The organism is Caenibius tardaugens NBRC 16725 (genome assembly GCF_003860345.1).
In the GTDB taxonomy this organism is placed as follows: Bacteria; Pseudomonadota; Alphaproteobacteria; order Sphingomonadales; family Sphingomonadaceae; genus Caenibius; species Caenibius tardaugens.
Genome location: NZ_CP034179.1, coordinates 3,066,944 through 3,089,086 on the forward strand (window position 1 = coordinate 3,066,944; position 22,143 = coordinate 3,089,086).

A 22,143-nucleotide genomic window follows, 5' to 3' on the forward strand; every position below is an offset into this window, starting at 1 on the left:
ACCGGTTTATCTTTCGCCCCATATCGTATGTCTCTCCCAAAGAGACGCGCGAATAATATCGTGCTGTTGTTCTGTTTGTGCAGGCTTATCAGGGTACTTGGCCAATTGTTATGCAGCCGATTTTGCTCTGTCAAAGGGATTGTGATGTCTGCGGGCAATAGTTGGGGCCGCATGATGCACAGGGTGCGCCGCCCGGATTTTTCGGCTTCGGGGTTTATTCGGGGAAACCTGGTATACATAAAGTAACTACTTGATGTGATTTATTTTTATGGGATTAAGGTGCGCTGATATCGGGAGAATGACTGTGATAGATTTTACCGGAAAGATTGCACTGGTTACAGGTGGTGGCGTCGGCATTGGTCGTGCAACCTGCGAAGCATTTGCCGAAGCAGGGGCGACTGTCGTCACGATTGAAAAAGACGCGGCGCGGGCTGCGGATGTTCGCGCGGCGCTGGGTGACAGCCATCTTGTTATCGAAGGCGACGTGACGGTGCAGGCTGATGTCGATGCGCTGGCAGCCACGATTGCCGAGCGGTTTGGCGGTCTCGACGTGCTGGTGAACAACGTTGGCGATTTTCTGATGATCGTCAAACGTTTCGAAGAGCATACCGACGAAGACATCGAACGCCTCTATGCGACGAATATGCGGCAGGTGTTTTCCGTCACCCGCGCGATGATTCCGCTGATCCGCAAGCGTGGGCCGGGCGGCAGCATTATTAGCGTTTCCTCCATCGAAGGGTTCCGGGGGATACCGTTCAACTGCGTCTATTCGGTGTTCAAGACCGGCCTGATCGGTTTCACGAAAAGTCTGGCGCTGGATCTTGCCCCCGAAGGCATCCGGGTCAACCTTATCGCGCCGGAAACAACCGATACCCCGCAAGTGGCCATCAGCCAGTATATCAAGCCGGAATACAAGGATGCGGTCAAACAGTGGATTCCACTGGGTCGGTTCGGTGCGCCGGACGATCTGGCGGGCGGGATTCTGTTCCTGGCCAGCCCGCTGGCTTCCTGGGTGACCGGCACATCGCTGAATGTCGATGGCGGCGCGCTGGCTGCGGCAGGCTGGTACCGCACGGCCGAAGGGAAATGGACGAACGCCCCCGTTATCCCGACCGACGGCCTGATTTTCTGACAGGCGCCGTACAGGGCACGGTGCGGTAATCTCATGGATTGAACAGGCGATGGTATGTGCGGGCGGGGGCGGCCCCGAACGCGCATATCCGCCGTTTTGCCGCGAGCCTCTCTTGCAGGGCCTCTCTTGCAGGGCATCGCCGGATAGCGCGCGCAGCCTCGGCTGCGGCCATATTCGATGGCTCGTTTCGTCCCTTGACGCGATTAAATTATATCATGCTATAAAAACGTCAACGACTCGGTGGCCACGCATGTCGCCGGACAGGACGGAGAGATATGCATGAGCCAGTTGCCCCCGGAAGACGAAGCCACCGCAGTCCTTGCCCGCTACAAGGCGGAGCGCGATCGCCGGATCGATAGCAAGGGCAACGCGCAATATATCGATGCGGCTGGCAGTTTTGGCCATTACGCCGATCACGATCCCAACGCCGCCCGGCGGGTGGAACGCGATCCGGTGGTGGCCGATGTCGAGGTCTTGATTATCGGTGCAGGGTTCAGCGGCATTCTCACCGCTGCGCGGCTCAGCGAAGTGGGGATCACCGATGTCCGGATTGTCGATACGGCATCGGATTTCGGGGGCACGTGGTACTGGAACCGCTATCCCGGCGTGCAGTGCGATATCGAATCCTGGAGCTACCTGCCGCTGCTGGAGGAAACGGGCTATATTCCGCGGCATCGCTACGCCTTCGGGGATGAGATCCGCGAATACTGCCAATTGCTGGGCGAGCGGTATGATCTCTATCCCAAGACGAGCTTCCAGACCGCCGTTACCAATGCGACATGGGATGAATCCGCCGGGCGCTGGCAGATCGAAACGGACCGGGGTGATCGCTTCTCGGCCCGCTATTTCCTGCTGGGGGTAGGGCGTGCCAGCCGGCCCAAGCTGCCCGGCATCAAGGGGATCGAACGCTTCAAGGGGCACAGTTTCCATTCCAGCCGCTGGGACTATGCCTATACCGGGGGTGGCATTCACGATGATCTGGTGGGTCTGGCGGACAAGCGTGTCGCCGTGATCGGCACCGGGGCGACCGGCATCCAGTTGATCCCGCGCGTGGCAAAAACGGCGAAGGAACTCCACGTGTTCCAGCGCACGCCTTCGTCTGTTGGGGTGCGGGGCAATATTCCCACCGATCCCGAATGGTTTACGGCACAGCCGCCCGGATGGCAGGAACGGCGGCGCAGCCTGTTCCTCGAAGCGGTGAACGGGATCACCGACGATGCCGAAATTCGCGATGGGTGGACGGAATCGGGCCGGGTTATGCGCGAAACCGCACCGGATACGCCGGAAACGCCCGAGCAGATGGGCCAGCGTGCGCTCCTTGCCGATATAGAGGTGATGAACCGCCGCCGTGCGCGGGTGGACAGTTTCGTGTCCGACCCGGAAACGGCAGACAAGCTCAAGGCGTGGTATGCCCTGTTCTGCAAACGGCCGACGTTCAATGACGAATTTCTGCCTGCGTTCAACCAGCCCAATGTTACGCTGGTCGACGTCAGCGGCGACAACGGCATTTCCGAGATTACCGAAACCGGTGTTGTTGCGGGGGGCAAGGCGTACGATGTCGATCTGATCATCTATGCCTCGGGGTTCCAGATCCTCGGATCTCTGCAACAGCGCATTTGTTTTTCGATCAAGGGCCGGGACGGATTGGAGCTAACCGATCACTGGTCGGACGGCATGCGCACGCTGCATGGTCTGACCGTGCACAACTTCCCCAACTGGTTCTATGTCGGACAGGGCCAGAATGCGATCGCCGCCAACTACACCACGACGATCGATGATCAGGCGAAGCATATTGCCTATATCCTCAGCACAGCGCGTGATCGCGGAATGTCGGTGATTGAGCCAACAGCCGAAGCGGAAGAAGCGTGGATTGCCGAAATACGTTCGGGCAGCACCCAGGCCGCCGGGTTCTACGCCAATTGCACGCCGGGTTATTACAACAACGAAGGCGGCGAAGGCGTGACCATCTGGGACGAGAGCTATTCCGCCGGTCCGGTCGCGTTCAATGCGCTTATGCGCCAATGGCGGGAAGAGGGCAGCATGGCTGGCCTTGCCCTGAGGTAACATAGGTGATTATCGCAGTGAGATCTGCCACCTTTTATGGGTATACATATTGACTTCTCATAAAGGCACCTGAACTATCGGGCTGCAAAGGGCCGGGGGCAATGTCTTCCCGGCCCCGATAACGGGAGAAGAGCGATGGAGAGGCAACTGGCGGACGGGCGCCCGATCGTGGATTACGATCACTACGATCCGGCGCTGGTGGCCAATGCCGACGCGGTCTATCGCCACTTGCGTGCGGAGGCACCCGTCGCCTGGACCCCGCATCATGGCGGGTTCTGGCTGGTCAGCCGCTATGACGATGTCATGGTGCGGATGCGGGAACCGGATGCATTCTCCAGCAACAAGACTTACGATGCCGACGGTCAACCGCATGGTGGCGTCGCGATCCCACCGCTGCATTTCTGGCTTGTGCCCACCGAAGCGGAAAAGCCCGAATGGTTGCGGTTCCGGGCTGCGCTGGCGCCGATGTTCTTTCCGTCCGAAATTGCGCGGCTGCGCGAAATGGCGCAGCGGTTCTGCGATGAACTGGTCGACCGGGTGATCGAACAGGGGCACTGCGATCTCGTCAAAGATATCACGCAGCCGCTGCCTTCGCTGGTGACCATGCACATGTTGGGCCTGCCGCTGGATGAATGGCAGCGCTTCACCATTCCCCTGCATCAGGGGACATGGGCCTTGCCCGGCAGCCCGCAGGCGGATCAGGCGCGGCAGGGGATCGAATGGTTCTTTGGCTATATCCAGCGGGCCATTGCCGAACAGCGACAGAACCCGCGCCCGGGCATGATATCCCGCCTGATTGATGCCAAGGCGACCAGTGAAAGCCGCCTTGGGCAGGGCGACAGGCTGAGTGACAAGGAAATTTTCGCCCTCGTGCTGCAAGTGGCGACAGGCGGTGTCGATACTACGACGGCCCTGACCTCCAACGCCCTGCTCTGGCTCGGTCAGAACCCCGATGCGCGCCAGAAACTGGTCGATAACCCCGCCATGCTGCCCGATGCCTGCGAAGAGTTCATGCGGTATTTTTCGCCGCTGCAAAGCCTGGTGCAGACAGCGACGCGCGATTTCGAACTGGGTGGGCAGGCAATCGCGGCGGGTGATCGGCTGATGCTGCTGTATGGATCGGCCAATCGCGATGAGCGGCAGTTTGCCGATCCGGATACCGTTCGTTTCGACCGCACGCCCAACGCCCATCTGGGGTTTGGGATGGGTATGCATCGTTGCATCGGCATGGCGCTGGCGCGCATGATGTTTTCGGTCATGGTCACGACGGTGCTGAAGCGCCTGCCGGATTACACGGTCGAGACAGCGGCGGCGCAGCATTATCCGTCGATGCCCACGGTCAACGGCTGGATATCGATCCCGGCGCAATTCGCCCCCGGCGCGCGGGTAACGGGTGATCCGATTATTCCGCCCAGCAAAAGCCTGATCGATTTTGACGCGCCACCCGGTGGCTCCGGCCTGTCGATGATGGATATCATGACCGGCGGCTGATCGCGGACTGTTCTGCCTATTGCGGTGGGTGCATGGCCACGATGAATTCCCGGAAGTGTCCGGCGACCACGTTGATGGCGATGTCTTCATCGACCTGCCATCCGCTGATGACCAGTTCGTAACACAGGTCTTCGAGTTCGATCAGCAGCAGGTGCGCACGTATCTGCGCTTCTTCGCTGGTGCCCGATGCGGCGAGGGCGAACGCGGGAATGCCCTGGCCGAGTTTCGCCACGGTCTTGCGATAGGTTTGTGCGCGGCGGGCGACCAGTTCGGGGTCCTGCCGCAACAGGCTGGACAAGGTGATCATGGCTTGCCGCTGGTTGCGCCAGAGGGAGAGGATATGGCGAATCCATGCGCCGATTTGCTGCACATCGGGATCAGCGTGATCCGCCAGCGATCCGTAGTCATCGATCATCGAGGTGGTGTAGCCATCGAGAATGCCCACTGCGACATCGAGCTTGCTTTTGAAATGCTTGTAGAAGGTGACGCGGCTGATCCCCGCCGCGCGCGTGATGTCCTCGATCGATGTCGCGGCATAGGAATGATGGGCATAGAGATCGTTTGCCGCAGCGACGATTCTCGCGCGGCTTTCGCGCTTCTGCTGCTGTTGCAACTCGGTCAAGACGCCGGGGCGCCGCCCTTTCATGCCTGTCGCTCTTTCATGGTCACGGCTGTAGCCGCCCTGTTTGCGGATTGTCACGTTCCAAGCCGTGCTTCACCCCGGCTTTATTATGGGATTACAATTTGACAACCCGTATCTGGTTCGGGATATTGTGCGCAAGGATCGCGTCGCGGGGGTGCCTAGGGGCAGCGCATGACAGATGCGACGTGGTGGAGAGAATGGGATGGAAGAATCCTATGCATCGCAGGGGCCTTCTCTGGCCGGGAAAGTGGCGCTTGTCACCGGTGCCAGCCGGGGCATCGGGCGCGCAATTGCGCAGCGTTTCGCCAGTGCAGGGGCGTTGGTGGTCGTCACGGCCCGTTCGCTCGACCGGCCGGTGGAGGGCGCGGACGTAGCCGATGGCACCTTGCGCGAAACCGTCGAACTTGTCCGGCAGGCAGGCGGGTCCGCGATTGCGATTGCGGCTGATCTGGAAAATCCGGATGATCGCGCGCGTCTGCTGGAAGCCGCGGTTTCGCAGGCTGGCGGGATCGATATTCTGGTCAACAATGCGGGGCTGACGCGTTTTGCCGCCTCGGAAACCATGCCCGCAGCCCTGTTGGAGCGGACGATAGACCATTATTTCCGGATACCCTTCCTGCTGTCTCAGGCGGTGATCCCGCAGATGAAGGCGCGGGGGCGGGGCTGGATCATCAATCTGGGGTCCGTGGCGGCGCTGCGCCCGATGACAGGGCACAATCTGGTGCTGGGCGATACGGTCTACGCGGCCAGCAAGGCGGCGCTTGCGCGATTGACGCAAGGGCTGGCGGCCGAGCTTCAGGCGGATAACATCGCCGTCAATCTGGTCGCCCCGTCCACGGCCGTCCGCACGCCCGGCGGCAAGGACATCATTCCCGATGATTTTCCGACGGAAGATGTCGAATATCTGGCGGCAACCGCGCTGGCGATGGCCCATCTGCCAGCGTCGGAGCGGACCGGGCAACTCGCTTTCAGTATGCATTACGCCAACGAGACCGACCTCGTGGTGCATTCGCTGGATGGCCGGGATGTCCTGCCACGGCGCCTGCCGCCGGATTGGGCACATCCTGACATCGCTTTTTCTTCACGCGTTCAATTTCAGGGGCACGCATGAGCTACTTCAAGTCCACCGACCCTTCGATCATCATCTGCGAGGCGGATGAATTCCAGATCCATCAGACGGCGGCCCCGGTGCGCCATGTCAGCACCAGCGATCGCAATTTCTACGAACGCTATCACATGACCGGACACGGCAATCGGGATCTGGTCTATTTCAACGCCGGTTTCGGGCAGTATCCCAATCTGGCGGTGCAGGATGCGTTCCTGAACGTGGTCGAAGGGGATAACCACCACGTCCTGCGCGCATCGCATATTCTGGGCGATCGGCTGCAGATCGGGGCGGGGCCGCTGCGGATCGAGATTATCGAACCGCTGAGGAAATTCAGGCTGGTCGCGGAAGAAAACGCATCGGGGATCACGGCCGATCTGGTGTACGAGGCGACAGTGCCCGTCTTCGTGGAACCGCGCCACATCTCCGTCCGCCATGGCCGCACCCTGATGGATTATCAACGCTACGATCAGGCTGGTACATGGTCGGGGCATATCCAGTTGCCCGACCGCCGGATCGAAGTGCATCCCGAAACGTGGAGCGCCTATCGCAACCATAGCTGGGGCGTGCGCCCGGTGGGCGAACCGGAACCCGCCGGAATCAATGGCGAGCCCAGCCAGCGCAGCCAGTTTCCGCAAGTTGGCATGTGGAATTATGCCACCATGCAATTCGGCGATTTCGCGATCCTCTATCTCCTGAACGAGCGGGATTCCGGCGAACGCGCGATCGAGAGCGCGGTGCGCATCTGGAAAGACCCTGCGCGCCCGCTGGATCAACTGGGCACCGTGCAACACGATCACCGGTTCATCAGCGGGACGCGCAACATATCGGGGGCGACGCTGCATTTCGCCGATGCCCCCGGCGGGGCGTTGACGGTGGAAGTGGAGCCGCTGATGCGCTGCTATATCACCATCGGCACAGGCTATGGCACCGGCCATGGCATTCAGGATCCATGGCGGCACGGCAAATATATGGGGCCGGACTGGTTCGATTATCTCAAATGCAGCGTGGCGGAGTTGGAGGCGAATGGCGCCGATATGCTCTATGTCGAAAATCTCGCAAATTTCCGTTTGAACGATGGGTCCGTGGGCACGGGCTATCACGAAACTGCATTTATTGGCCCCTATCGCAAGCACGGGTTTCTCGGCGATGACGACACCGCAGCCTGAGGATAGCGCGCGGGCTGAGCAGGCGATGCTGGATGCCCTGGCGCGGTGGCTGATGCGGCAATGGCCGCAGGCCGCCGATGTGCGATGTGTGTTCGACGGAGCGCCGAAAAACGGTATGTCCAATGATACGCGCTTCGTCACTGTGCGCTGGCAGGAGGGCGGCATTGCGCAAGTGGCGCGCTATGTCCTGCGTCAGGGCACATCGGGCGACCCGATCCACCCTCTGCAGACTGATGCCGTCGCCAGCAGCGTCGAACTGCAGTACCGGGTGATGCACGCGCTGCTGCAGGAGGGAAGCCTGCCGCTGGCGCGCCTGCTGCCGTTTGAACCGGACAGGCAGTGGCTGGGGGCGCCGTTCTTCCTGATGGCGTTCGTGGCGGGGTGGGCGCCACCGGATTTCCCCGGCTTCACGGAACAAGGGCGGATTGTTGCAGCCAGCGCGGACCAGCGTCGGCGGTTCAACGAACGGGGCCTTTCCGCGCTGGCGCGCCTTCACCGGATCGATTGGCGGGCAGCGGACCTGCAGTGGCTGGATCGGGCGGTGGCGGATGGGCCGCGCATGCCCGCGCAACTGGCCTTGTGGGATAACTATTGCGCGCCGATTTTCGCACGCACGGCCTTTCCGGTTATGGCATCTGCCCTGACATGGCTGAAGGCCCATGCACCGGACGAACCCGATGCGGCGTTGGTCTGGGGCGATGCCCGGCCGCAGAACATGCTGTGGGGCGATGACTTCGCGCTGACGGCGGTGATGGACTGGGAAGGCGCGGCGATCCTGCCGCCGGAAACCGACATCGCCTATTGGCTGGTCAACGATCACATGGTGCACGAGCGGTTGGGTGTCGTGCGGCTGGATGATTACCCCACACGCGAAGAACAACTGGCGTTCTACTGCCGCGAATTGGGGCGTCCGGTGCGTGACATGGGCTATTACCGGGTGTTCGCCCTGATGACGATCGCCGCCACGATGTACAACGTTTACCGCATTCTTGCGGAAATGGGCGTGGCGGCTGGCGCTGATGCCGATCCCGAAAACAACTATTTCGCCCGCGCGCTCGCGCGGGAACTGGCCGCCGCGCAGGGCGCGCAAGGCCTTCCCCTGTCTGGTGGAGAGCAGGCATGACCATGAAACAGATCGGTGAACTGGTTTCGGAAAGCGGGGACCGTTATCTGCCCGAAATCTATCATGATGAAACCGTCTACGAACGGGAAATGGACGCCATTTTCGGCCGATGCTGGCAATTCGTCGGGCATGTCAGCCAGATCAGGGAACGGGGGGATTACTTCCTTTCCCGCATGGGGGAAGAGCGTGTGATCGTCACGCGCGGCAACGATGGCGATGTCCATGTGATGCTCAACATGTGCCGCCATCGCGGACATGTTCTGTGCCGGACAGAGCGCGGCAATGCCAAACGTTTTGTATGCCCCTTTCACGCATGGACCTACAGCGCGGATGGCGATCTGCTGAATGCTCCGCTGGCGCAGGAACTCGCGCCCGATATGCCCAAGGGCGATTTTGGCCTGGTGCAGGTGCCGCGTGTGGACGTCTACCACGGGCTGATTTTCGCCAGCTTTGACGAGAATGCCCCGCCGTTGATCGACGAACTGGGCGATCTCGCCTTCTATCTGGAAATGTTCCTCGGCCGCCGGGACGTGGAGCTGGAAATGATCGGCGGCATCCAGAAATGGGAAGTCGATGCCAACTGGAAGATCGGACCCGATGGCATGGGCGGGGATTTCTATCATACGCCTGCCGCGCACGCTTCGGTCTTCGCCGCCAATCCCGCGCTGCGCGACAGTATCAACGGGATGATGAACCCGCAGAGCGCGCGCAATATCGCATTCGATGGCGGGCACGGTTTCAATATGCTGTTTCTGCCCGAAGGTTTGCCGGACGATTATTACTTCCCGATCGAACCGCGCTTTCTTGAAGTGCCAGAAGTGCGTGCGTATTTTACGGGAATACAGGCGGAAGCACGCGCCAGGCTGGGCCCGCGCCGCACATCGCTCAAAATCACCACGGGCACGATCTTTCCCAACCTGTCGTTTTCGCCGGGGATTTTCACTTTGCGGCTGGTCTTGCCCAAGGGGCCGGGACGGATCGAGAACTGGTGCTGGGTGTTCGGTTACAGCGATATGCCGCCGGTGGTGAAGGCGGTGATGCATCAGGCCTATCTTTCGGTGTTCGGGCCGGACGGCTGTCTGGAGGCTGACGATGCCGAAGCCTGGACGCTGGTGACGGATGGCACGCGCAGTCGGCAGGGGCGCAAGGTGCCGCTGTTTGCGGGGCTGGGCGCGGATAATCGCGATCAGGATCCGGATCTGCCGGGCTATCACCATCATCCCATGTCCGAAGGCGTTTCGCGCGCATTCCTGCGGCAGTGGCGCAAACGCATGCTGGAGGCGGGCGCATGAGGCAGGCATCTCTGGAAGAAACGCACCGCATTGCCCGCTTTCTGTTCGATGAGGCGGAATTGCTCGACAACCGGCAATATCGTGACTGGTTGGCGTTGTTTGCGGACGACTGCACCTATCAGGTGCCTTCGCGTATCCATCGTCAGCAGGACGGTCTGGCAGACGATTGGGCCGTGGACAAGGAACTGGGTGGTGCGGCCGATCTGCCGATCACCATGCACAACCGCCTGACATTGGAGGCCAGTATCGAACGCATCCTGTCGGGGCGCACGATCAGCGAAAATCCGCCATGGTTCACCGAGCGGCTGATTACCAACATCGCGGCGGATCAGGGGGACGAGGCGGGGGCATTCGCAGTGCGCTCCAAATTCGTGATCCAACGTTACAAGGGTGGGCGCGAACAGGTGATTTTCGGCCACCGGCAGGACAGGCTCGATCAGGCAGGTGACGGATTTCTGATCCGCCACCGCCGTGTGATCCTGAGCAGCGACAGTTACCGCTGGACCAATTTCGTGTTCATCTGATCGCGGCGGCAGAGAAATTACACGGTGTTCAATAAATAATTAGACGGCGTTCAATTGTGTGATACACGGTGCATGGAACGAAGGGGGGAAGCATCGTGAAGCGTTCCTATTTTCAAAGTCTGGCGCGTGATCTCGAAGCGCCGATCGAAGCGCGGGGTTTCGGTACCGGCTGGTTTTCCGGCTTTTTCGCGCTGGTACTGGCGATTTTCGGGCTGTGCAGTGTCGTGGCGCTGCGCTGGCCGGATTGGGCGGGTATGCCGGAACTGGGCTTGTTGCGCGACGATTCGAGCTTCCGGGTGGTGGTGCACGGCACTTTGCTGGTGGCTTATGCGCTGGCGCTGCTCAGCCTGATCCTGCGCCCGCGCAAGGCGATCGGCGCCACGGCCCTGGTGATCGCGCTGGCGGCGACTATCCTGGGCGGGGCGGCGGTGCAGGCCGATGAAACCCGCGACTGGGGCATCTTCTTCGGCCTCGATTTCTTCGCGGTCAACATGGTCGCCACCGGGTTGATGTTTGCTCCGCTGGAACGGTTCGCCCCGCATATCGGCAGCCAGCGCCTGTTCCGCCAGGAATGGCGCGAAGATCTGTTCTACTATCTCGTCAGTTCGATGATGGTGCAGTTGATCACCTTCCTCACGTTGGCCCCGTCGAGCTATATCAACACGCATGGCGATTGGCTGACTGGCACACGCCAATTCGTGTCGAACCTGCCGTGGCTGGTGCAATTCGTGCTGGCCATGCTGGTCACCGATCTGGCGCAATACTGGTTCCACCGGCTGTTCCATCGGGTCCCGTTCCTGTGGGGGTTCCATGCCGTGCACCACAGCGCCAAATCGATGGACTGGCTGGCCGGCGCGCGGATGCACTTCATCGAGATCGTGCTGTTGCGGGGCGTCACCTCGCTGCCGCTGCTGACACTCGGTTTCCTGCCGTCGGTGATGCAGGCCTATATCGGGCTGGTCTATGTCTGGTCGTCGCTGCTGCATGCCAATCTGCGCGGGGATTTCAACAGACTGGGGGCGTGGCTTGCCCTGCCGCGGTTCCATCACTGGCATCACGCCATCGATCCCGAAGGCATAGACAAGAACTTCGCCATCCATTTCCCGATCTACGACCGGATTTTCGGCACTTACTATCTGCCCGACAGTGTCTGGCCGAGCGGCTATGGCGTACCGGAACGGGTTCCTAACGGTTACTGGGCGCAGTTCCGGTATCCCTTTGTGCGCAAGCAGGGTCAGGATGGGGCGTAGATCCGATCATTCGCGGGAGGAATTGCATGAACTGATCGTTGGCGAAGGACACCGCCATATCAGCGAGGTAGGCTTCGCGCGGTTTTCGGCGCGTGAAGTGGCCAAGCAGGCGGGCTATTCGATCGGTACGATCTACAATGTGTTCGGCTCCTACGATCAACTGATGCTGGCAATCAACGGGCGGACGCTCGATCTGTGGCTGCAATTCCTCGAAGAACGACTGGCGCAGGCACAGGACGATCGCCTGCGCCATGCCATTGCCGCCTATTTCGAATTTGCGATGATGCATCGCCATGCCTGGGCCGCGCTCTATGATTTCCGGTTGCCCGAAGGCGCGGTGATGCCAGTCTTCTATCAGGAAAAGGTCACCCGCATTACCGAGGTGGTCGTGCGTGAAATCGCGGCCGCGTTACCCGATGCCTTCAAGGCAGAAGCCCCCGCGCTGGCCCGGTCCTTGCTGGCGACAGTCCACGGGCATTGCTTCTTCACCCTGACCGGCACGTTCCGGTTGATGGGCGGCGTGGACCCGCTGGCTGCGGCGCTCGACCGAGTGCAGGATGCATTGGCCGCATATCAGCGCAAGGAAGCCTAGCGCGTCGGGAACAGTATCGGCGGATCGCCTGCCTGCCACGGCTTGAGCCGGATCATGGCCTGCGCGAACAGCGCGGAATCGAGATGCTGCTGAAGCCAGCGCTGCACGTGGGGCAATGCCTGCTGATCGAACCAGGCGCGATCGGTCTGGGCGAATTGGCGGACAAACGGCATTATCGCCATGTCGGCCAATCCACGCGTTTCGCCGCACAACTGGGCATTCTGTGACAGGCGGTCATCCAGCCCTTGTAGGATCGCCAGCCCCGCCGTGCGATGCGCGACAGGGTCGGAACCGTGCCTTTCCGGATATTTATAGCGATCAAGATGATGCTTGAACGCGCCGTCATGGGTTGCGATCAGCGCGGCGTCATCACGCGCGAGCCAGTTTTCCGGATCATTGCGGTTGAGGCACCAGCGCATGATGTCGAGGCTTTCGTCGATAACCTGGCCATCGGGCAGCACCAGCACGGGAACGGTGCCCTTGGGTGAAGCTGTGAGCATTTCTGCGGGTTTCGCGGCCAGCTTGACCTCGCGCAACTGGCATAGGGTTTCGCTTGCCAGCACGGCGAGCCGCGCCCGCATGGCGTAAGGACATCGGCGGAAGCTGTAGAGAACTGGCCCGATTGCGTCAGGCTGGGCCATCGCCATCGTGTTTCTCTTTCGCGCCTATGTGCGCTTCCCCGCGCGCATGAGCGAGCGTTTCCTGTTTCTGCCGTTCACGATACCGGATGCGTTGTTCGTCCGTCCGTTCCTCATGGCATGCAGGGCAGCAGACACCGGTTTCGAACAGGGGCGAGGCGCGGTCTTCCGCGCTGACCGGACGGCGGCATCCGTGGCATAGTTCGTATGTGCCCGGCGCCAGCCCATGGCCCACGGCCACGCGCTGATCGAAGACGAAGCATTCACCCTGCCACAGGCTGTCTTCGGCCGGAACGGTTTCGAGATATTTCAGAATGCCGCCCTTGAGGTGATAGACGTCGTCAATCCCCTCTGCCTTGAGAAAGGCGGTCGATTTTTCGCAGCGGATTCCGCCGGTGCAGAACATGGCCACCTTGGGCGGGGTGCCCGTACCCAGCAGCCGTTCGCGCTCTGCCCGGAACCATTGCGGGAATTCGCGGAAGGTTTTTGTCTGCGGGTCGATTGCCCCGATGAATGTGCCCGCTGTCACTTCATAGTCGTTGCGGGTATCGATCACGATCGTATCGGGATCGGAAATCAGCGCATTCCAGTCTTCCGGCGCGACATAGGTGCCGACACTGGCACGCGGATCGATCGCCGCTTCGCCCATCGTCACGATTTCGCGCTTGATGCGTACTTTCATCCGGTGGAACGGCATCGTTTCCGCCGTGGAGAATTTGACGTCCAGTTCGCCGCAGCCGGGTAAAGTCCGGATATGCGCCAGCACTTCGTCGATCGCTGCATCGGTGCCTGCGATTGTGCCGTTGATTCCTTCATGCGCCAGCAACAGCGTGCCCCTGATCCCCAGATCATCGCACAAGGCGGCCAGTGGTGCGCGCAAGGCGGCGCAATCCTCGAACGGGGTGAAGCAGTAAAGGGCCGCAACACAAAGCGGCGAGTGGCTCTTGCTCACGATCTTGGGTCCATGTTCATGCGTTACTGGCAGCAGCCCGACGGACTCGGTACGGGCCGCCTTTGCCCCTTCCTGTGCCGGAAGCATACCCCGCAACTGCCGGTAATGCGAAATTCTGCCCAAATGGGGTTGCCAATCGGTGCGAGATCAGTGCTGTACTGTCACGTTGTTACAAGCCCGTAGCGGTGAAAGCATATCGGGGAGGGAATGTGAGCGGTTCGGCGGAAAAATGGGCGGCGATACTCAACGAACTGGAACGACGGCGGGACTTCGGCCGCGCCATGGGCGGCGAGGAGCGGTTGAGCAAATTTGCCAGCGGTGGCAAGCTCAATGCGCGGCAGCGGTTGGCGGCGCTGTTCGATGACGGACTGTTCGTGGAGATCGGCGGATTTACCGGGGTCTTGTCGGAAGAAGGGCCTGCACCGGCCCCGGCGGATGCCTTCGTTGCCGGTTTCGGTAATATCGATGGGCGCCCCGTGCTTGCCGGTGCCGAAGATTTCACGGTCCTGGGCGGTTCCATCGGCATGGCCGCTGCCGACAAACGCTATCGCCTGACCGAGATCGCAGCGCAGGAACACCTGCCGCTGGTGTTCATGCTGGAAGGGGCCGGACATCGCCCAACCAACAGCCACGACGGCCGTTCACCCAACGATCTGCAGGGGCTGGCGGCGTTGTCCGGCCTTGTTCCGCTCGTTTGTCTCGTCATGGGCGCATCGGCGGGGCACGGCGCTTTGACCGCACCGCTTTGCGATTTTGTGGCGATGACCGATCAGGCCGCGATTTTTGCCGCAGGACCGCCGCTGGTGAAGGCTGCAATCGGCGAAGTCGTGACCAAGGAGGCGCTGGGCGGCCCGGATATTCATGTCACACAGTCCGGCGTGGTGCATAATCTGGTGGCCGATGATGCCTCTGCCATCGCGCTTGCCCGCAAGTATCTTTCCTATTTTCCGACCAATGCCTGGGGGGCTGCACCGGTTCAGCCGGGGCCGGACAGCGAACCGCGACGGATCGATGCCCTGCTCGATCTGGTCAGCCCTGATCCGCGTGTTCCTTTCAGCATGCGCAAGCTTGTCGAACTGGTCGTCGACGAAGGCGCATTTCTCGAAATCCAGCCGAAGTACGGCCCTTCTTTGGTCACCGGGCTGGCCCGCCTTGGCGGACGCAGTGTGGCACTGGTCGCGAACGATCCCAGCGTGGGCGCGGGGGCGATCGATGCGGCGGCGGCAGACAAGGCGGCGCATTTTCTGGACGTGGCGGGTGCTTTCCGCATTCCGGCTGTCTTCCTGACGGACAACCCCGGTGTCATGGCCGGGACGGCCGCGGAAAAGAGCGGCATCCTGCGCCATGCCGCGCGCATGTTCATGGCACAGCATCGCCTGCGCTCGCCCAAGATTCACGTGACACTGCGCAAGGCCTTTGGCTTCGGTTCCTCGATCATGGCGATGAATCCGTTCGACAGGCAGACCGCGCTCTATGCCTTTCCGTCGATCACTTTGGGGGCCATGCCGGTCAGCGGCGTGGCCGATACCGCCAAGCTGGATGCGGAAACACGCGCCCGGCTGGAAGCGCAGCAGGCGGGCAGCGCCTATCATCTGGCGGATGGCATGAAGTATGACGATGTCATTGATCCCCGCGATTTGCGCAATGCGCTGCTCAATGGCCTTGCCCTGACAGCCGGGCGTGCCCATGACGCGGACGGCCCGGTGGTACACAGGGGTATCTTGCCCTGAGATGCGGTGCGGTTTGCGCAGGGTGGACCGGGCATGATCGGGGGCATAGGGCCCTGACAGAATAGAACAGGGACGGTTCGCCTGCCCGATAAAGTGTGAAGAGTTCGCGTGATGGGAAGTGAAAACAGGCATCAACCCGCCAGCCGGCGGGTGGCGATGCTGATACGGGGGTTCCTGTCGCAGAACGTGGCGATCGGCTGTTCCTATGGCACATTCGGGATCAGCATGATCGGCCTGCAGGAACGCTATTCCGCCGGCCGTGGGGCGGTCTCACTGGGGTTTTCGCTGGTTATTCTGGCGATGGGGTTGCTTGGTCCACTCATATCCCGGGCGGTGGAACGTTTCGGGTTCCGGCGGACCATGATGATCGGGACCACGCTGGCCGGATGCGGGTACGCCTTGCTTGCGACATCGTCCAACATTGTCGCATTTTTTGTCGCATTCGGACTGCTTATCGGCCCCGGCGTTGCCATGGCGGGCACGCTGCCGGTCGGGCTTCTGGCCGGGGGATGGTTTCCCGAATGGCGCGGCCGGGCAGTGGGCCTGGCGACGATGCCCATGCTGCTGAGCATGATGCCGATGCTGGGCGTCGCGGTGATCGAGCAGGTCCGTCTGCCGGGCTTTTATGCCGGTATTGCCGTGCTCCATTTCCTGATGTTGGGGGTCATCCTTGGCATTCGCGGCGCACCGCGAAGCGATGCCGTGGGCAACCCGGGGGCGCAGCACAGGGCGGATCGCACGGGGATCGTATCCCGTCCGATTTTCTGGTTGCTGGTATTATCCGGCGGGCTGCTCAATTCCATCTCGATCACCGGGGTGACCAACATCGTATCGTTGTTGATCGAAACGGGCACATCGCCCGGGCGCGCTGCGCTGATGGCATCGGCCATGGGGGTGGCCAGCATGTGCGGTACGCTGAGCATCGGGTGGCTCTGCGATCATATGGGTGGCGGTCGCGCCTTGGCTCTGGCCGCAGTCGGGCTGGCGTTGAGCTGGCTGACCTTGTCCTATGTGCCGGGGTTCATGCTCACGCTGGTGGCGCTGATTTTGATCGGTCTGTGCGGGGCAGGGACCTTTCCCGCGGTTACAGTGATTTCCACGCGCCTGTTCGGGCTGGCACATCTGGGCAAGGCTCTGGGCCTGTTTGGCCTGTTCACTGTGCCGCTGACATTTCTTCTGCCGCCGCTGGCGGGCTGGCTGCATGACGCGACCGGGGGCTATCCCGCTGTGATCGCCTGCATCGTGGCCGGATGCGGGCTCGTGGCGGTCAATTTTTATCTGGTGGGGCGGATTGAACGCCGCCAGCCCCGATAGGCGAATCTGGCCGCGTCAGATCGCGGGTGATCCACTGTTCAAATGACCGCGCGGCCACCGGCGCCAATGCCCGGCCACGTGGTGGTGGCCGGGCGATCATTGCCGATGGGGCTTACTGGCCTTCGGCGATCGCGGTGGGCGCGCCGGGGAGATAGGCGTGGTAGTAACCGGCCGCCCAGCCACCATCGACGGCCAGTTCTGCACCCGCGCAATAGCTGGCATCGTCGGAACAGAGGAACACGCTGGCCGCTGCAATTTCTTCCGGTTCGGCAATCCGTTGCAGAGGCACGCGGCCGAAGGCCCAGTTGCGATCATCGCCCGCATGACCCTGCGGATTGCCCATGACCGTGTCCACACCGCCGGGATGGACCGAATTGACGCGCACACCACGCGGTCCGAATTCGAGTGCGGCGGTCTTGGTCAGCCCGCGCACGGCCCATTTGGTGCTGCTGTACAACGCCAGTGTATTGGCCCCACGGAAGCCATCGACCGATGAAATGTTCACAATCGCGCCGCGCCCTGCATCAAGCATGACCTTGCCCACGTGCTTGAGTCCCAGCAGCGTCCCTTTGACATTGATGCTCAAAACACGGTCGATATCGGCGGCCTGCAGGTCTTCCAGCAGGGAAAAGTGCGTGACGGCAGCATTGTTGACCAGCGCATCGATCCGCCCGTGTTTCGCCACGGCGCCAGCCACAAGTGCGGCCCAGTCATCCTCGTTCGTCACGTCGAGCTTTACGAATTCGATAGTGCCGTTGGACGATTCCGCGACGGCTTTGCCTTCTGCTTCGAGGACATCGCCGATGATGACTTTCGCACCTTCTGCGGCAAACCGGCGTGCGGTTGCTTCCCCCATGCCGCGTGCACCGCCTGTCACAACCGCAACTTTTCCTGCAAACCTCTGGCTCATCGCAATCTCCCTGATTCCTGTTCTGGCGGGAAGGCAATCTACCCGTCCCGCAATTCAGGAAAACACTATTACGGACGGTCCGATCCTGCCGCAACTCGTCAGTTCCATGGTTGGGTATGATGTTTTGCGTATGCGAAACCGGTTGCGGGCGATGGCCGTGCGTCGCACTATGGGGCCAAGGGAGAGCAGATGATGCAGGCATGGTTTGGCGGGTTCGATCAGATCAGTTTCGCCACCGACGATCTCGACCGGACACTGGCCTTCTGGGAACAGAAGATGGGTGTCGGGCCATGGTCGGTGTTTCGCGGGTTGACGCTGGCCATGCAGTATGGCGGCGGCCATATTGCCTTGCCGGCCCACGTCGCAGTGGCCTGGCACGATGGGCGGATCGTGGAACTGATGCAGGTGGCGGGTGACGGACCGTCGCCATTCCATGACGCCTTGAACCGGCCGATTGTGGGGCTGCAGAGGCTGGCCGCCGTGACAGATGACATTGAACGCGACGCGGCACTGGCCGAAGCGCGTGGCATGGAGCGGTTCGCCGATGGCAATGCGGCGGGCCAACGCTTTGTCTATTTCCGTTCCATGGAAGCGCCGGGGGTTATTCTCGAACTGCTTGAACGGACCCCGATGTTCGATGCCTTGGTCGAACGGTTGCAAGCGCGCTCTGCCGGGTATGTCGCACCGGCCCCCTCCGACGGCCTTGCCACAGGCGCGCCAGATGGCGTCATGACAGCAATCAGGCTGACCGGGTATGGAAACCCCGACCAGTTCCGCGTCGACACGGCGCCCATCCCGACACCGGGGGTAGGGGAACTGCTGATCCGCACGGCCGGGGCGGCGGTCAATCCTGTCGACATCAAGGCGCGCACCGGAGTGCTGCATGCGTTCGTGCCACTGGCGTTTCCGGCGCAGCTTGGCGGCGATGTGTCGGGCGTGGTTGAGGCTGTCGGGGTAGGGGTTGGCGGATTTGCCATTGGGGACCGGGTGGCTGGAATGCTCAATCCGTTCGCCAATGGCGCCTATGCCACCCATGTTCTGGTGCATCAGGGATCTGTTGCGAAAGTTCCCGAAGGGGCCGATCTCGCGGCGGCGGCGGCGGCGCCAACCGGGGTTCTCACTGGCACGCAGCTGGTTGAACAGGGTATTCGACCCAAAGCCGGGGACCGTATCCTGATCACCGGCGCGGCCGGGTCCACCGGCAGGGCGGCAATCATGGCGGCGCTGGATGCCGGGGCGATCGTTTATGCGGGGGTGCGACCATCGGCGCTAGGCGCGGTGGCAGACCTTCCGGTGGCGGGCATGATCGATCTTGCAGACGATGCGGCGCTGACGCAGGCCGGACCTTTCGATGCCATTGGCGATACGGTTGGCGGCGCGGTGGCGGAACGCCTGTTTGCCCATGTGAAGCCCCATGGCATTGTCGCGTCCATCGCCGTTCCCCCACCCGAACCGTCCGCAGCGGCCACCCAGCGGTTCTGTTCGCTGACCGTGGCTTTCGATCGCGCGCGGTTGGAACGGTTTCTGGCGGAATGGGCGGCAGGCAAACGCGCGCTGCCGATTGCGCATCGCCTGCCGTTGGCCGAGGCTGCGGAAGCACACCGGATTATGGAACGCGGCGGGGTAGGGGGTAAGGTTCTGCTCGTGCCCTAGGGCGTGACGCCCTGGGGAATGGCCGCTGCCTGATGGGCCTGTGCGATCATGTCCGCGCTCCAGCCGCCGCCCATCACCTGATAGAGCGTGACGCGCGCCTGCATGGCATTGGCACGGGCCTGAATCAGCGCCAGTTCGGCCGATAGCAGACCGCGCTGTGCATCCAGTTGTTCGAGGTAGGGGGAATAGCCCTCCTTGTAACGGTTGGTAGCAAGCCGATAACTTTCGGCCAGGGCATCGCGTTGCTTCACGAGAATGGCCAACTGGCGATCGGCCTGCTGCGCGGCGACGAGTGCGTCGTTGACTTCGCGAAAGGCATTCAGCGCCGTCTTGCGATAGGCGAAGGCGGCGGAATCGCGTTGTGCGCCCGTGCTTTCCGCACCGGCACGCAGGCGTCCGCCTTCAAACAGCGGGGCAAGGATACTGCCGCCGATCGACCAGATCGAAATGGGATCGCCCAGCAGAGTGGATACAACGGCGCCTGCGGAACCGTTCAGGCGCAATTGTGGAAGAAACCGTTTGCGTGCGGCCGAAAGCGAACTGTCTGCTGCCGCAAGTTGCCATTCCGCCTGTGTGACGTCGGGGCGCCGACGCAATAATTCCGACGGCAGGCCATCCGGGATGGCCGGTTCTGTCAGCGTGGCCAGCGTACCCCCGCGCGCGATAGCACCGGGCAGTTCCCCCGTCAGCAGTTTCAACCCGTTTTCCTGTTGCGCGATCGCCTGTTCCAGCGGCGGAATGATCTGCGCAGCGGCCTGATATTCGGCCTCGGCCTGCATCCGTTCGAGCTTTGGCGAATAACCGGCAGCTTCCCGCCGCTGGATCAGCCGCAAGGTTTGCGCCCGTGCAGTCAGGGTCTGCTGCGCCGTCTGCAGCCGCGCGTCGAGTGCGAGGAGGTTGATGTAGCCACTTGCCACGGCGGAGGCGATCGAGAGGCGGACCGAATCGCGGGCCGCCTCGCTCGCCAGCCACGCCGATCGCGCGGCTGAACGGGTATCGGACAAGCGGCCGAACAGGTCGATTTCCCATGCGGCCTGCACTTGCGGCTGGGCGGCGGTTTGTTCGGTCGGTTGTCCAAATGCGTTGAGACTGCGGGAATCGGCCCCCGATGCCACGGCATCCAGCGTTGGCAGAAGCGCGGCGCGCGCGGCCATTTCCTGTGCCTTCGCATCGCGAACGCGTGTCCCGGCAATCGCAATGTCGAGATTGTTTGCCAGTGCATGGGTGACCAGTTCGGTCAGCACCGGATCACCAAACGCCTGCCACCATGCACGTTCGAGTGGAGCGGTTGCGCCGGGATCGACCCGCCATTGGGCTGGCGGCGTAAGCGGGGCAAGCTGCGCGGTTTCGACATGCGGCCCGGCGCACCCTGCCAGGAGCAGCGGGAGCAGCCATGATGCGTGCGAAGCGGGAGCGCGCGCGCGCATCAGTCGTTAGTCTCGATTTTCGCTTCGACCGACATGCCCGGGCGCAGGCGTTTGCTGTCTGCCTGCCCCGGATCGACCTTGATGCGCACGGCGATACGCTGCGCCACCTTGACGAAATTGCCCGTGGCATTGTCCGGTTTGAGCACGGAAAATTCCGATCCCGCCGCGGGTGCCAGATTTTGCACACGGCCCGTCAGAGTCGCGCCGCCCAGCGCATCGACGCGGAAGGTGACGCGTTGGCCAGGGCGGATCTGCCGCGTCTGCGCTTCCTTGAAATTGGCGATGACCCAGATGTCCTGCGGCACGATGAACATCAGTTGCGTACCTGCGGTGACGTAGGCCCCGTTGCGCACGCCGATCTCCGATAACTGCCCGTCCACCGGCGCGCGGATCACGCTGTTGGCGAGATCGATCTCTGCGAGGTGAAGCTGGGCCTTCGCCCCTTCCACGGCCGCTTCCAGCCCGCTCCGTCCCACGATGACCGAGCGCACGTCCTGTTGCCCGACCTGCCGCGATGCACTGGCCTGCTGGACCGCGGCCTGCGCTGCCAGAAGGGCTGCACGGGTTTGATCGTGTTCGCGCGCCGAAATGGACCCATCCGCAACCAGCGCATTGGCCCGGCGCATATCGGCCTGCGCTTTGGCCAGTTGGGCCTGTGCGCTGGCGATGGCTGCACCTTGCCCGGACAGGGCTGCTTCCCGCCCGCGCTGGCTTTGCTGCGAATTGGCCAATGCGGCGATCTGCGCGGCAAGATTGGCCTTCGCCTGTTCGACCCGCGCCGCATAGATGCGGCTGTCGATCGTGGCGAGAACCTGTCCTTTCTTCACATCGGCGAAGTCCTGAACCGGCACTTCGGTGATGTAGCCGCTGACTTGCGGGCTGATGATCGTCACTTTGCCGCGCACATAGGCGTTGTCGGTGGACTCCGACAGGCCTGAGAACGGGGGCAGATTCCAGGCATAAAGGATGGCCAGTATCGCAATCAGTGCGATCGCGCCGATAGCGATCATGGTAAGGCTTTGGCGCGGTGGTGGTCGCCAGCCTTGGGGTGGCGGGTTGACCTGTGGGTCGTTCACGCCCGTATCGTCGGGCTGCTGTGTCGCTTCGTTGTCCGATTGCGCCATAGCCGTTGCC

At 62.0% G+C, this 22,143-nt stretch carries 19 protein-coding genes; 13 read left to right on the forward strand and 6 right to left on the reverse strand.

Annotation, left to right across the window (positions count from 1 at the left end):
* Positions 1-298: 298 nt before the first annotated feature.
* From EGO55_RS14400 to EGO55_RS14410, 3 genes are all read left to right on the forward strand, one after another.
* Complete coding sequence (locus EGO55_RS14400; protein ID WP_210766539.1) at positions 299-1,132, forward strand: SDR family NAD(P)-dependent oxidoreductase; 834 nt, start codon at positions 299-301, stop codon at positions 1,130-1,132.
* A 279-nt stretch (positions 1,133-1,411) separates the two neighbouring features.
* Positions 1,412-3,196, forward strand: coding sequence for a flavin-containing monooxygenase (locus EGO55_RS14405; RefSeq protein WP_021688681.1), 1,785 nt, complete (start codon positions 1,412-1,414; stop codon positions 3,194-3,196).
* A gap of 135 nt (positions 3,197-3,331) precedes the next feature.
* On the forward strand, positions 3,332-4,687 hold the full coding sequence (locus EGO55_RS14410; RefSeq protein WP_021688680.1) for a cytochrome P450: 1,356 nt from the start codon (positions 3,332-3,334) through the stop codon (positions 4,685-4,687).
* Between the two features lie 16 nt (positions 4,688-4,703).
* Here the strand turns inward: EGO55_RS14410 and EGO55_RS14415 are convergent, their stop codons facing one another.
* The gene (locus EGO55_RS14415; protein ID WP_021688679.1) at positions 4,704-5,333 is read right to left on the reverse strand and encodes a TetR/AcrR family transcriptional regulator; all 630 of its coding nucleotides are present in this window, start codon (positions 5,331-5,333) and stop codon (positions 4,704-4,706) included.
* 199 nt (positions 5,334-5,532) lie between these two features.
* On the opposite strand from EGO55_RS14415, the gene EGO55_RS14420 reads away from it, so the two are divergent.
* The 7 genes from EGO55_RS14420 to EGO55_RS14450 all read left to right on the forward strand — a co-directional run bounded on the left by EGO55_RS14420 (position 5,533) and on the right by EGO55_RS14450 (position 12,385).
* The gene (locus EGO55_RS14420) at positions 5,533-6,441 is read left to right on the forward strand and encodes an SDR family NAD(P)-dependent oxidoreductase (RefSeq protein ID WP_021688678.1); all 909 of its coding nucleotides are present in this window, start codon (positions 5,533-5,535) and stop codon (positions 6,439-6,441) included.
* Complete coding sequence (locus EGO55_RS14425; protein WP_021688677.1) at positions 6,438-7,604, forward strand: Rv3169 family protein; 1,167 nt, start codon at positions 6,438-6,440, stop codon at positions 7,602-7,604. The genes EGO55_RS14420 and EGO55_RS14425 overlap by 4 nt, the downstream gene beginning before the upstream one ends.
* Positions 7,585-8,727 (forward strand): phosphotransferase family protein, encoded by a 1,143-nt coding sequence (locus tag EGO55_RS14430; RefSeq protein ID WP_084619829.1) that lies wholly within the window; start codon positions 7,585-7,587, stop codon positions 8,725-8,727. Before EGO55_RS14425 ends, EGO55_RS14430 begins: the two co-directional genes overlap by 20 nt.
* Positions 8,724-10,019 (forward strand): aromatic ring-hydroxylating oxygenase subunit alpha, encoded by a 1,296-nt coding sequence (locus tag EGO55_RS14435; protein ID WP_021688675.1) that lies wholly within the window; start codon positions 8,724-8,726, stop codon positions 10,017-10,019. The genes EGO55_RS14430 and EGO55_RS14435 overlap by 4 nt, the downstream gene beginning before the upstream one ends.
* A complete protein-coding gene (locus EGO55_RS14440) occupies positions 10,016-10,543 on the forward strand; it encodes an aromatic-ring-hydroxylating dioxygenase subunit beta (RefSeq protein WP_021688674.1) in 528 nt (175 codons plus the stop codon). The genes EGO55_RS14435 and EGO55_RS14440 overlap by 4 nt, the downstream gene beginning before the upstream one ends.
* 95 nt (positions 10,544-10,638) lie before the next feature.
* A complete protein-coding gene (locus tag EGO55_RS14445) occupies positions 10,639-11,793 on the forward strand; it encodes a sterol desaturase family protein (protein WP_021688673.1) in 1,155 nt (384 codons plus the stop codon).
* The gene (locus EGO55_RS14450; RefSeq protein WP_021688672.1) at positions 11,783-12,385 is read left to right on the forward strand and encodes a TetR/AcrR family transcriptional regulator; all 603 of its coding nucleotides are present in this window, start codon (positions 11,783-11,785) and stop codon (positions 12,383-12,385) included. The genes EGO55_RS14445 and EGO55_RS14450 overlap by 11 nt, the downstream gene beginning before the upstream one ends.
* Here EGO55_RS14450 and EGO55_RS14455 read toward each other — a convergent pair.
* Both EGO55_RS14455 and trhO read right to left on the reverse strand, forming a co-directional pair.
* Positions 12,382-13,032: a glutathione S-transferase gene (locus EGO55_RS14455; protein ID WP_021688671.1), complete on the reverse strand. Its 651-nt coding sequence runs from the start codon at positions 13,030-13,032 to the stop codon at positions 12,382-12,384. The genes EGO55_RS14450 and EGO55_RS14455 overlap by 4 nt on opposite strands.
* Positions 13,013-13,975, reverse strand: a complete 963-nt coding sequence (gene trhO, locus EGO55_RS14460) for an oxygen-dependent tRNA uridine(34) hydroxylase TrhO (protein ID WP_040714874.1) — start codon at positions 13,973-13,975, stop codon at positions 13,013-13,015. The genes EGO55_RS14455 and trhO overlap by 20 nt, the downstream gene beginning before the upstream one ends.
* A 209-nt stretch (positions 13,976-14,184) precedes the next feature.
* Between trhO and EGO55_RS14465 the strand changes: the two genes are divergently transcribed.
* A complete protein-coding gene (locus EGO55_RS14465) occupies positions 14,185-15,705 on the forward strand; it encodes an acyl-CoA carboxylase subunit beta (protein ID WP_021688669.1) in 1,521 nt (506 codons plus the stop codon).
* A gap of 111 nt (positions 15,706-15,816) precedes the next feature.
* On the forward strand, positions 15,817-17,019 hold the full coding sequence (locus tag EGO55_RS14470; RefSeq protein ID WP_084619827.1) for an MFS transporter: 1,203 nt from the start codon (positions 15,817-15,819) through the stop codon (positions 17,017-17,019).
* Between the two features lie 112 nt (positions 17,020-17,131).
* On the opposite strand, the gene EGO55_RS14475 is transcribed toward EGO55_RS14470, so the two are convergent.
* Positions 17,132-17,929, reverse strand: a complete 798-nt coding sequence (locus EGO55_RS14475; RefSeq protein WP_021688667.1) for an SDR family NAD(P)-dependent oxidoreductase — start codon at positions 17,927-17,929, stop codon at positions 17,132-17,134.
* 189 nt (positions 17,930-18,118) lie between these two features.
* Here EGO55_RS14475 and EGO55_RS14480 point away from each other — a divergent pair, with 189 nt between their 5' ends.
* Positions 18,119-19,582: a zinc-binding dehydrogenase gene (locus EGO55_RS14480; RefSeq protein WP_021688666.1), complete on the forward strand. Its 1,464-nt coding sequence runs from the start codon at positions 18,119-18,121 to the stop codon at positions 19,580-19,582.
* On the opposite strand, the gene EGO55_RS14485 is transcribed toward EGO55_RS14480, so the two are convergent.
* Positions 19,579-21,009 carry an efflux transporter outer membrane subunit gene (locus EGO55_RS14485; RefSeq protein ID WP_021688665.1) on the reverse strand — a complete coding sequence of 477 codons (1,431 nt, stop codon included), beginning with the start codon at positions 21,007-21,009 and terminating at the stop codon, positions 19,579-19,581. The two genes, EGO55_RS14480 and EGO55_RS14485, sit on opposite strands and share 4 nt — an antisense overlap.
* Entirely contained in the window at positions 21,009-22,133 is a 1,125-nt protein-coding gene (locus EGO55_RS14490) for an HlyD family secretion protein (protein WP_021688664.1), read from the reverse strand. Before EGO55_RS14490 ends, EGO55_RS14485 begins: the two co-directional genes overlap by 1 nt.
* Between the last annotated feature and the right edge of the window lie 10 nt (positions 22,134-22,143).

Bases quoted from the DNA above. Each gene is read 5' to 3' on its own strand.
- EGO55_RS14410 (WP_021688680.1), top strand. From the start codon at position 3,332: ATGGAGAGGCAACTGGCGGACGGGCGCCCGATCGTGGATTACGATCAC.
- EGO55_RS14440 (WP_021688674.1), top strand. From the start codon at position 10,016: ATGAGGCAGGCATCTCTGGAAGAAACGCACCGCATTGCCCGCTTTCTG.
- EGO55_RS14425 (WP_021688677.1), top strand. From the start codon at position 6,438: ATGAGCTACTTCAAGTCCACCGACCCTTCGATCATCATCTGCGAGGCG.
- EGO55_RS14405 (WP_021688681.1), top strand. From the start codon at position 1,412: ATGAGCCAGTTGCCCCCGGAAGACGAAGCCACCGCAGTCCTTGCCCGC.
- EGO55_RS14480 (WP_021688666.1), top strand. From the start codon at position 18,119: ATGATGCAGGCATGGTTTGGCGGGTTCGATCAGATCAGTTTCGCCACC.
- EGO55_RS14455 (WP_021688671.1), bottom strand. From the start codon at position 13,032: ATGGCGATGGCCCAGCCTGACGCAATCGGGCCAGTTCTCTACAGCTTC.
- EGO55_RS14485 (WP_021688665.1), bottom strand. From the start codon at position 21,009: ATGCGCGCGCGCGCTCCCGCTTCGCACGCATCATGGCTGCTCCCGCTG.
- EGO55_RS14435 (WP_021688675.1), top strand. From the start codon at position 8,724: ATGACCATGAAACAGATCGGTGAACTGGTTTCGGAAAGCGGGGACCGT.
- EGO55_RS14420 (WP_021688678.1), top strand. From the start codon at position 5,533: ATGGAAGAATCCTATGCATCGCAGGGGCCTTCTCTGGCCGGGAAAGTG.
- EGO55_RS14415 (WP_021688679.1), bottom strand. From the start codon at position 5,333: ATGAAAGGGCGGCGCCCCGGCGTCTTGACCGAGTTGCAACAGCAGCAG.
- EGO55_RS14430 (WP_084619829.1), top strand. From the start codon at position 7,585: ATGACGACACCGCAGCCTGAGGATAGCGCGCGGGCTGAGCAGGCGATG.
- EGO55_RS14400 (WP_210766539.1), top strand. From the start codon at position 299: ATGACTGTGATAGATTTTACCGGAAAGATTGCACTGGTTACAGGTGGT.
- EGO55_RS14490 (WP_021688664.1), bottom strand. From the start codon at position 22,133: ATGGCGCAATCGGACAACGAAGCGACACAGCAGCCCGACGATACGGGC.
- EGO55_RS14470 (WP_084619827.1), top strand. From the start codon at position 15,817: ATGGGAAGTGAAAACAGGCATCAACCCGCCAGCCGGCGGGTGGCGATG.
- EGO55_RS14475 (WP_021688667.1), bottom strand. From the start codon at position 17,929: ATGAGCCAGAGGTTTGCAGGAAAAGTTGCGGTTGTGACAGGCGGTGCA.
- EGO55_RS14450 (WP_021688672.1), top strand. From the start codon at position 11,783: ATGGGGCGTAGATCCGATCATTCGCGGGAGGAATTGCATGAACTGATC.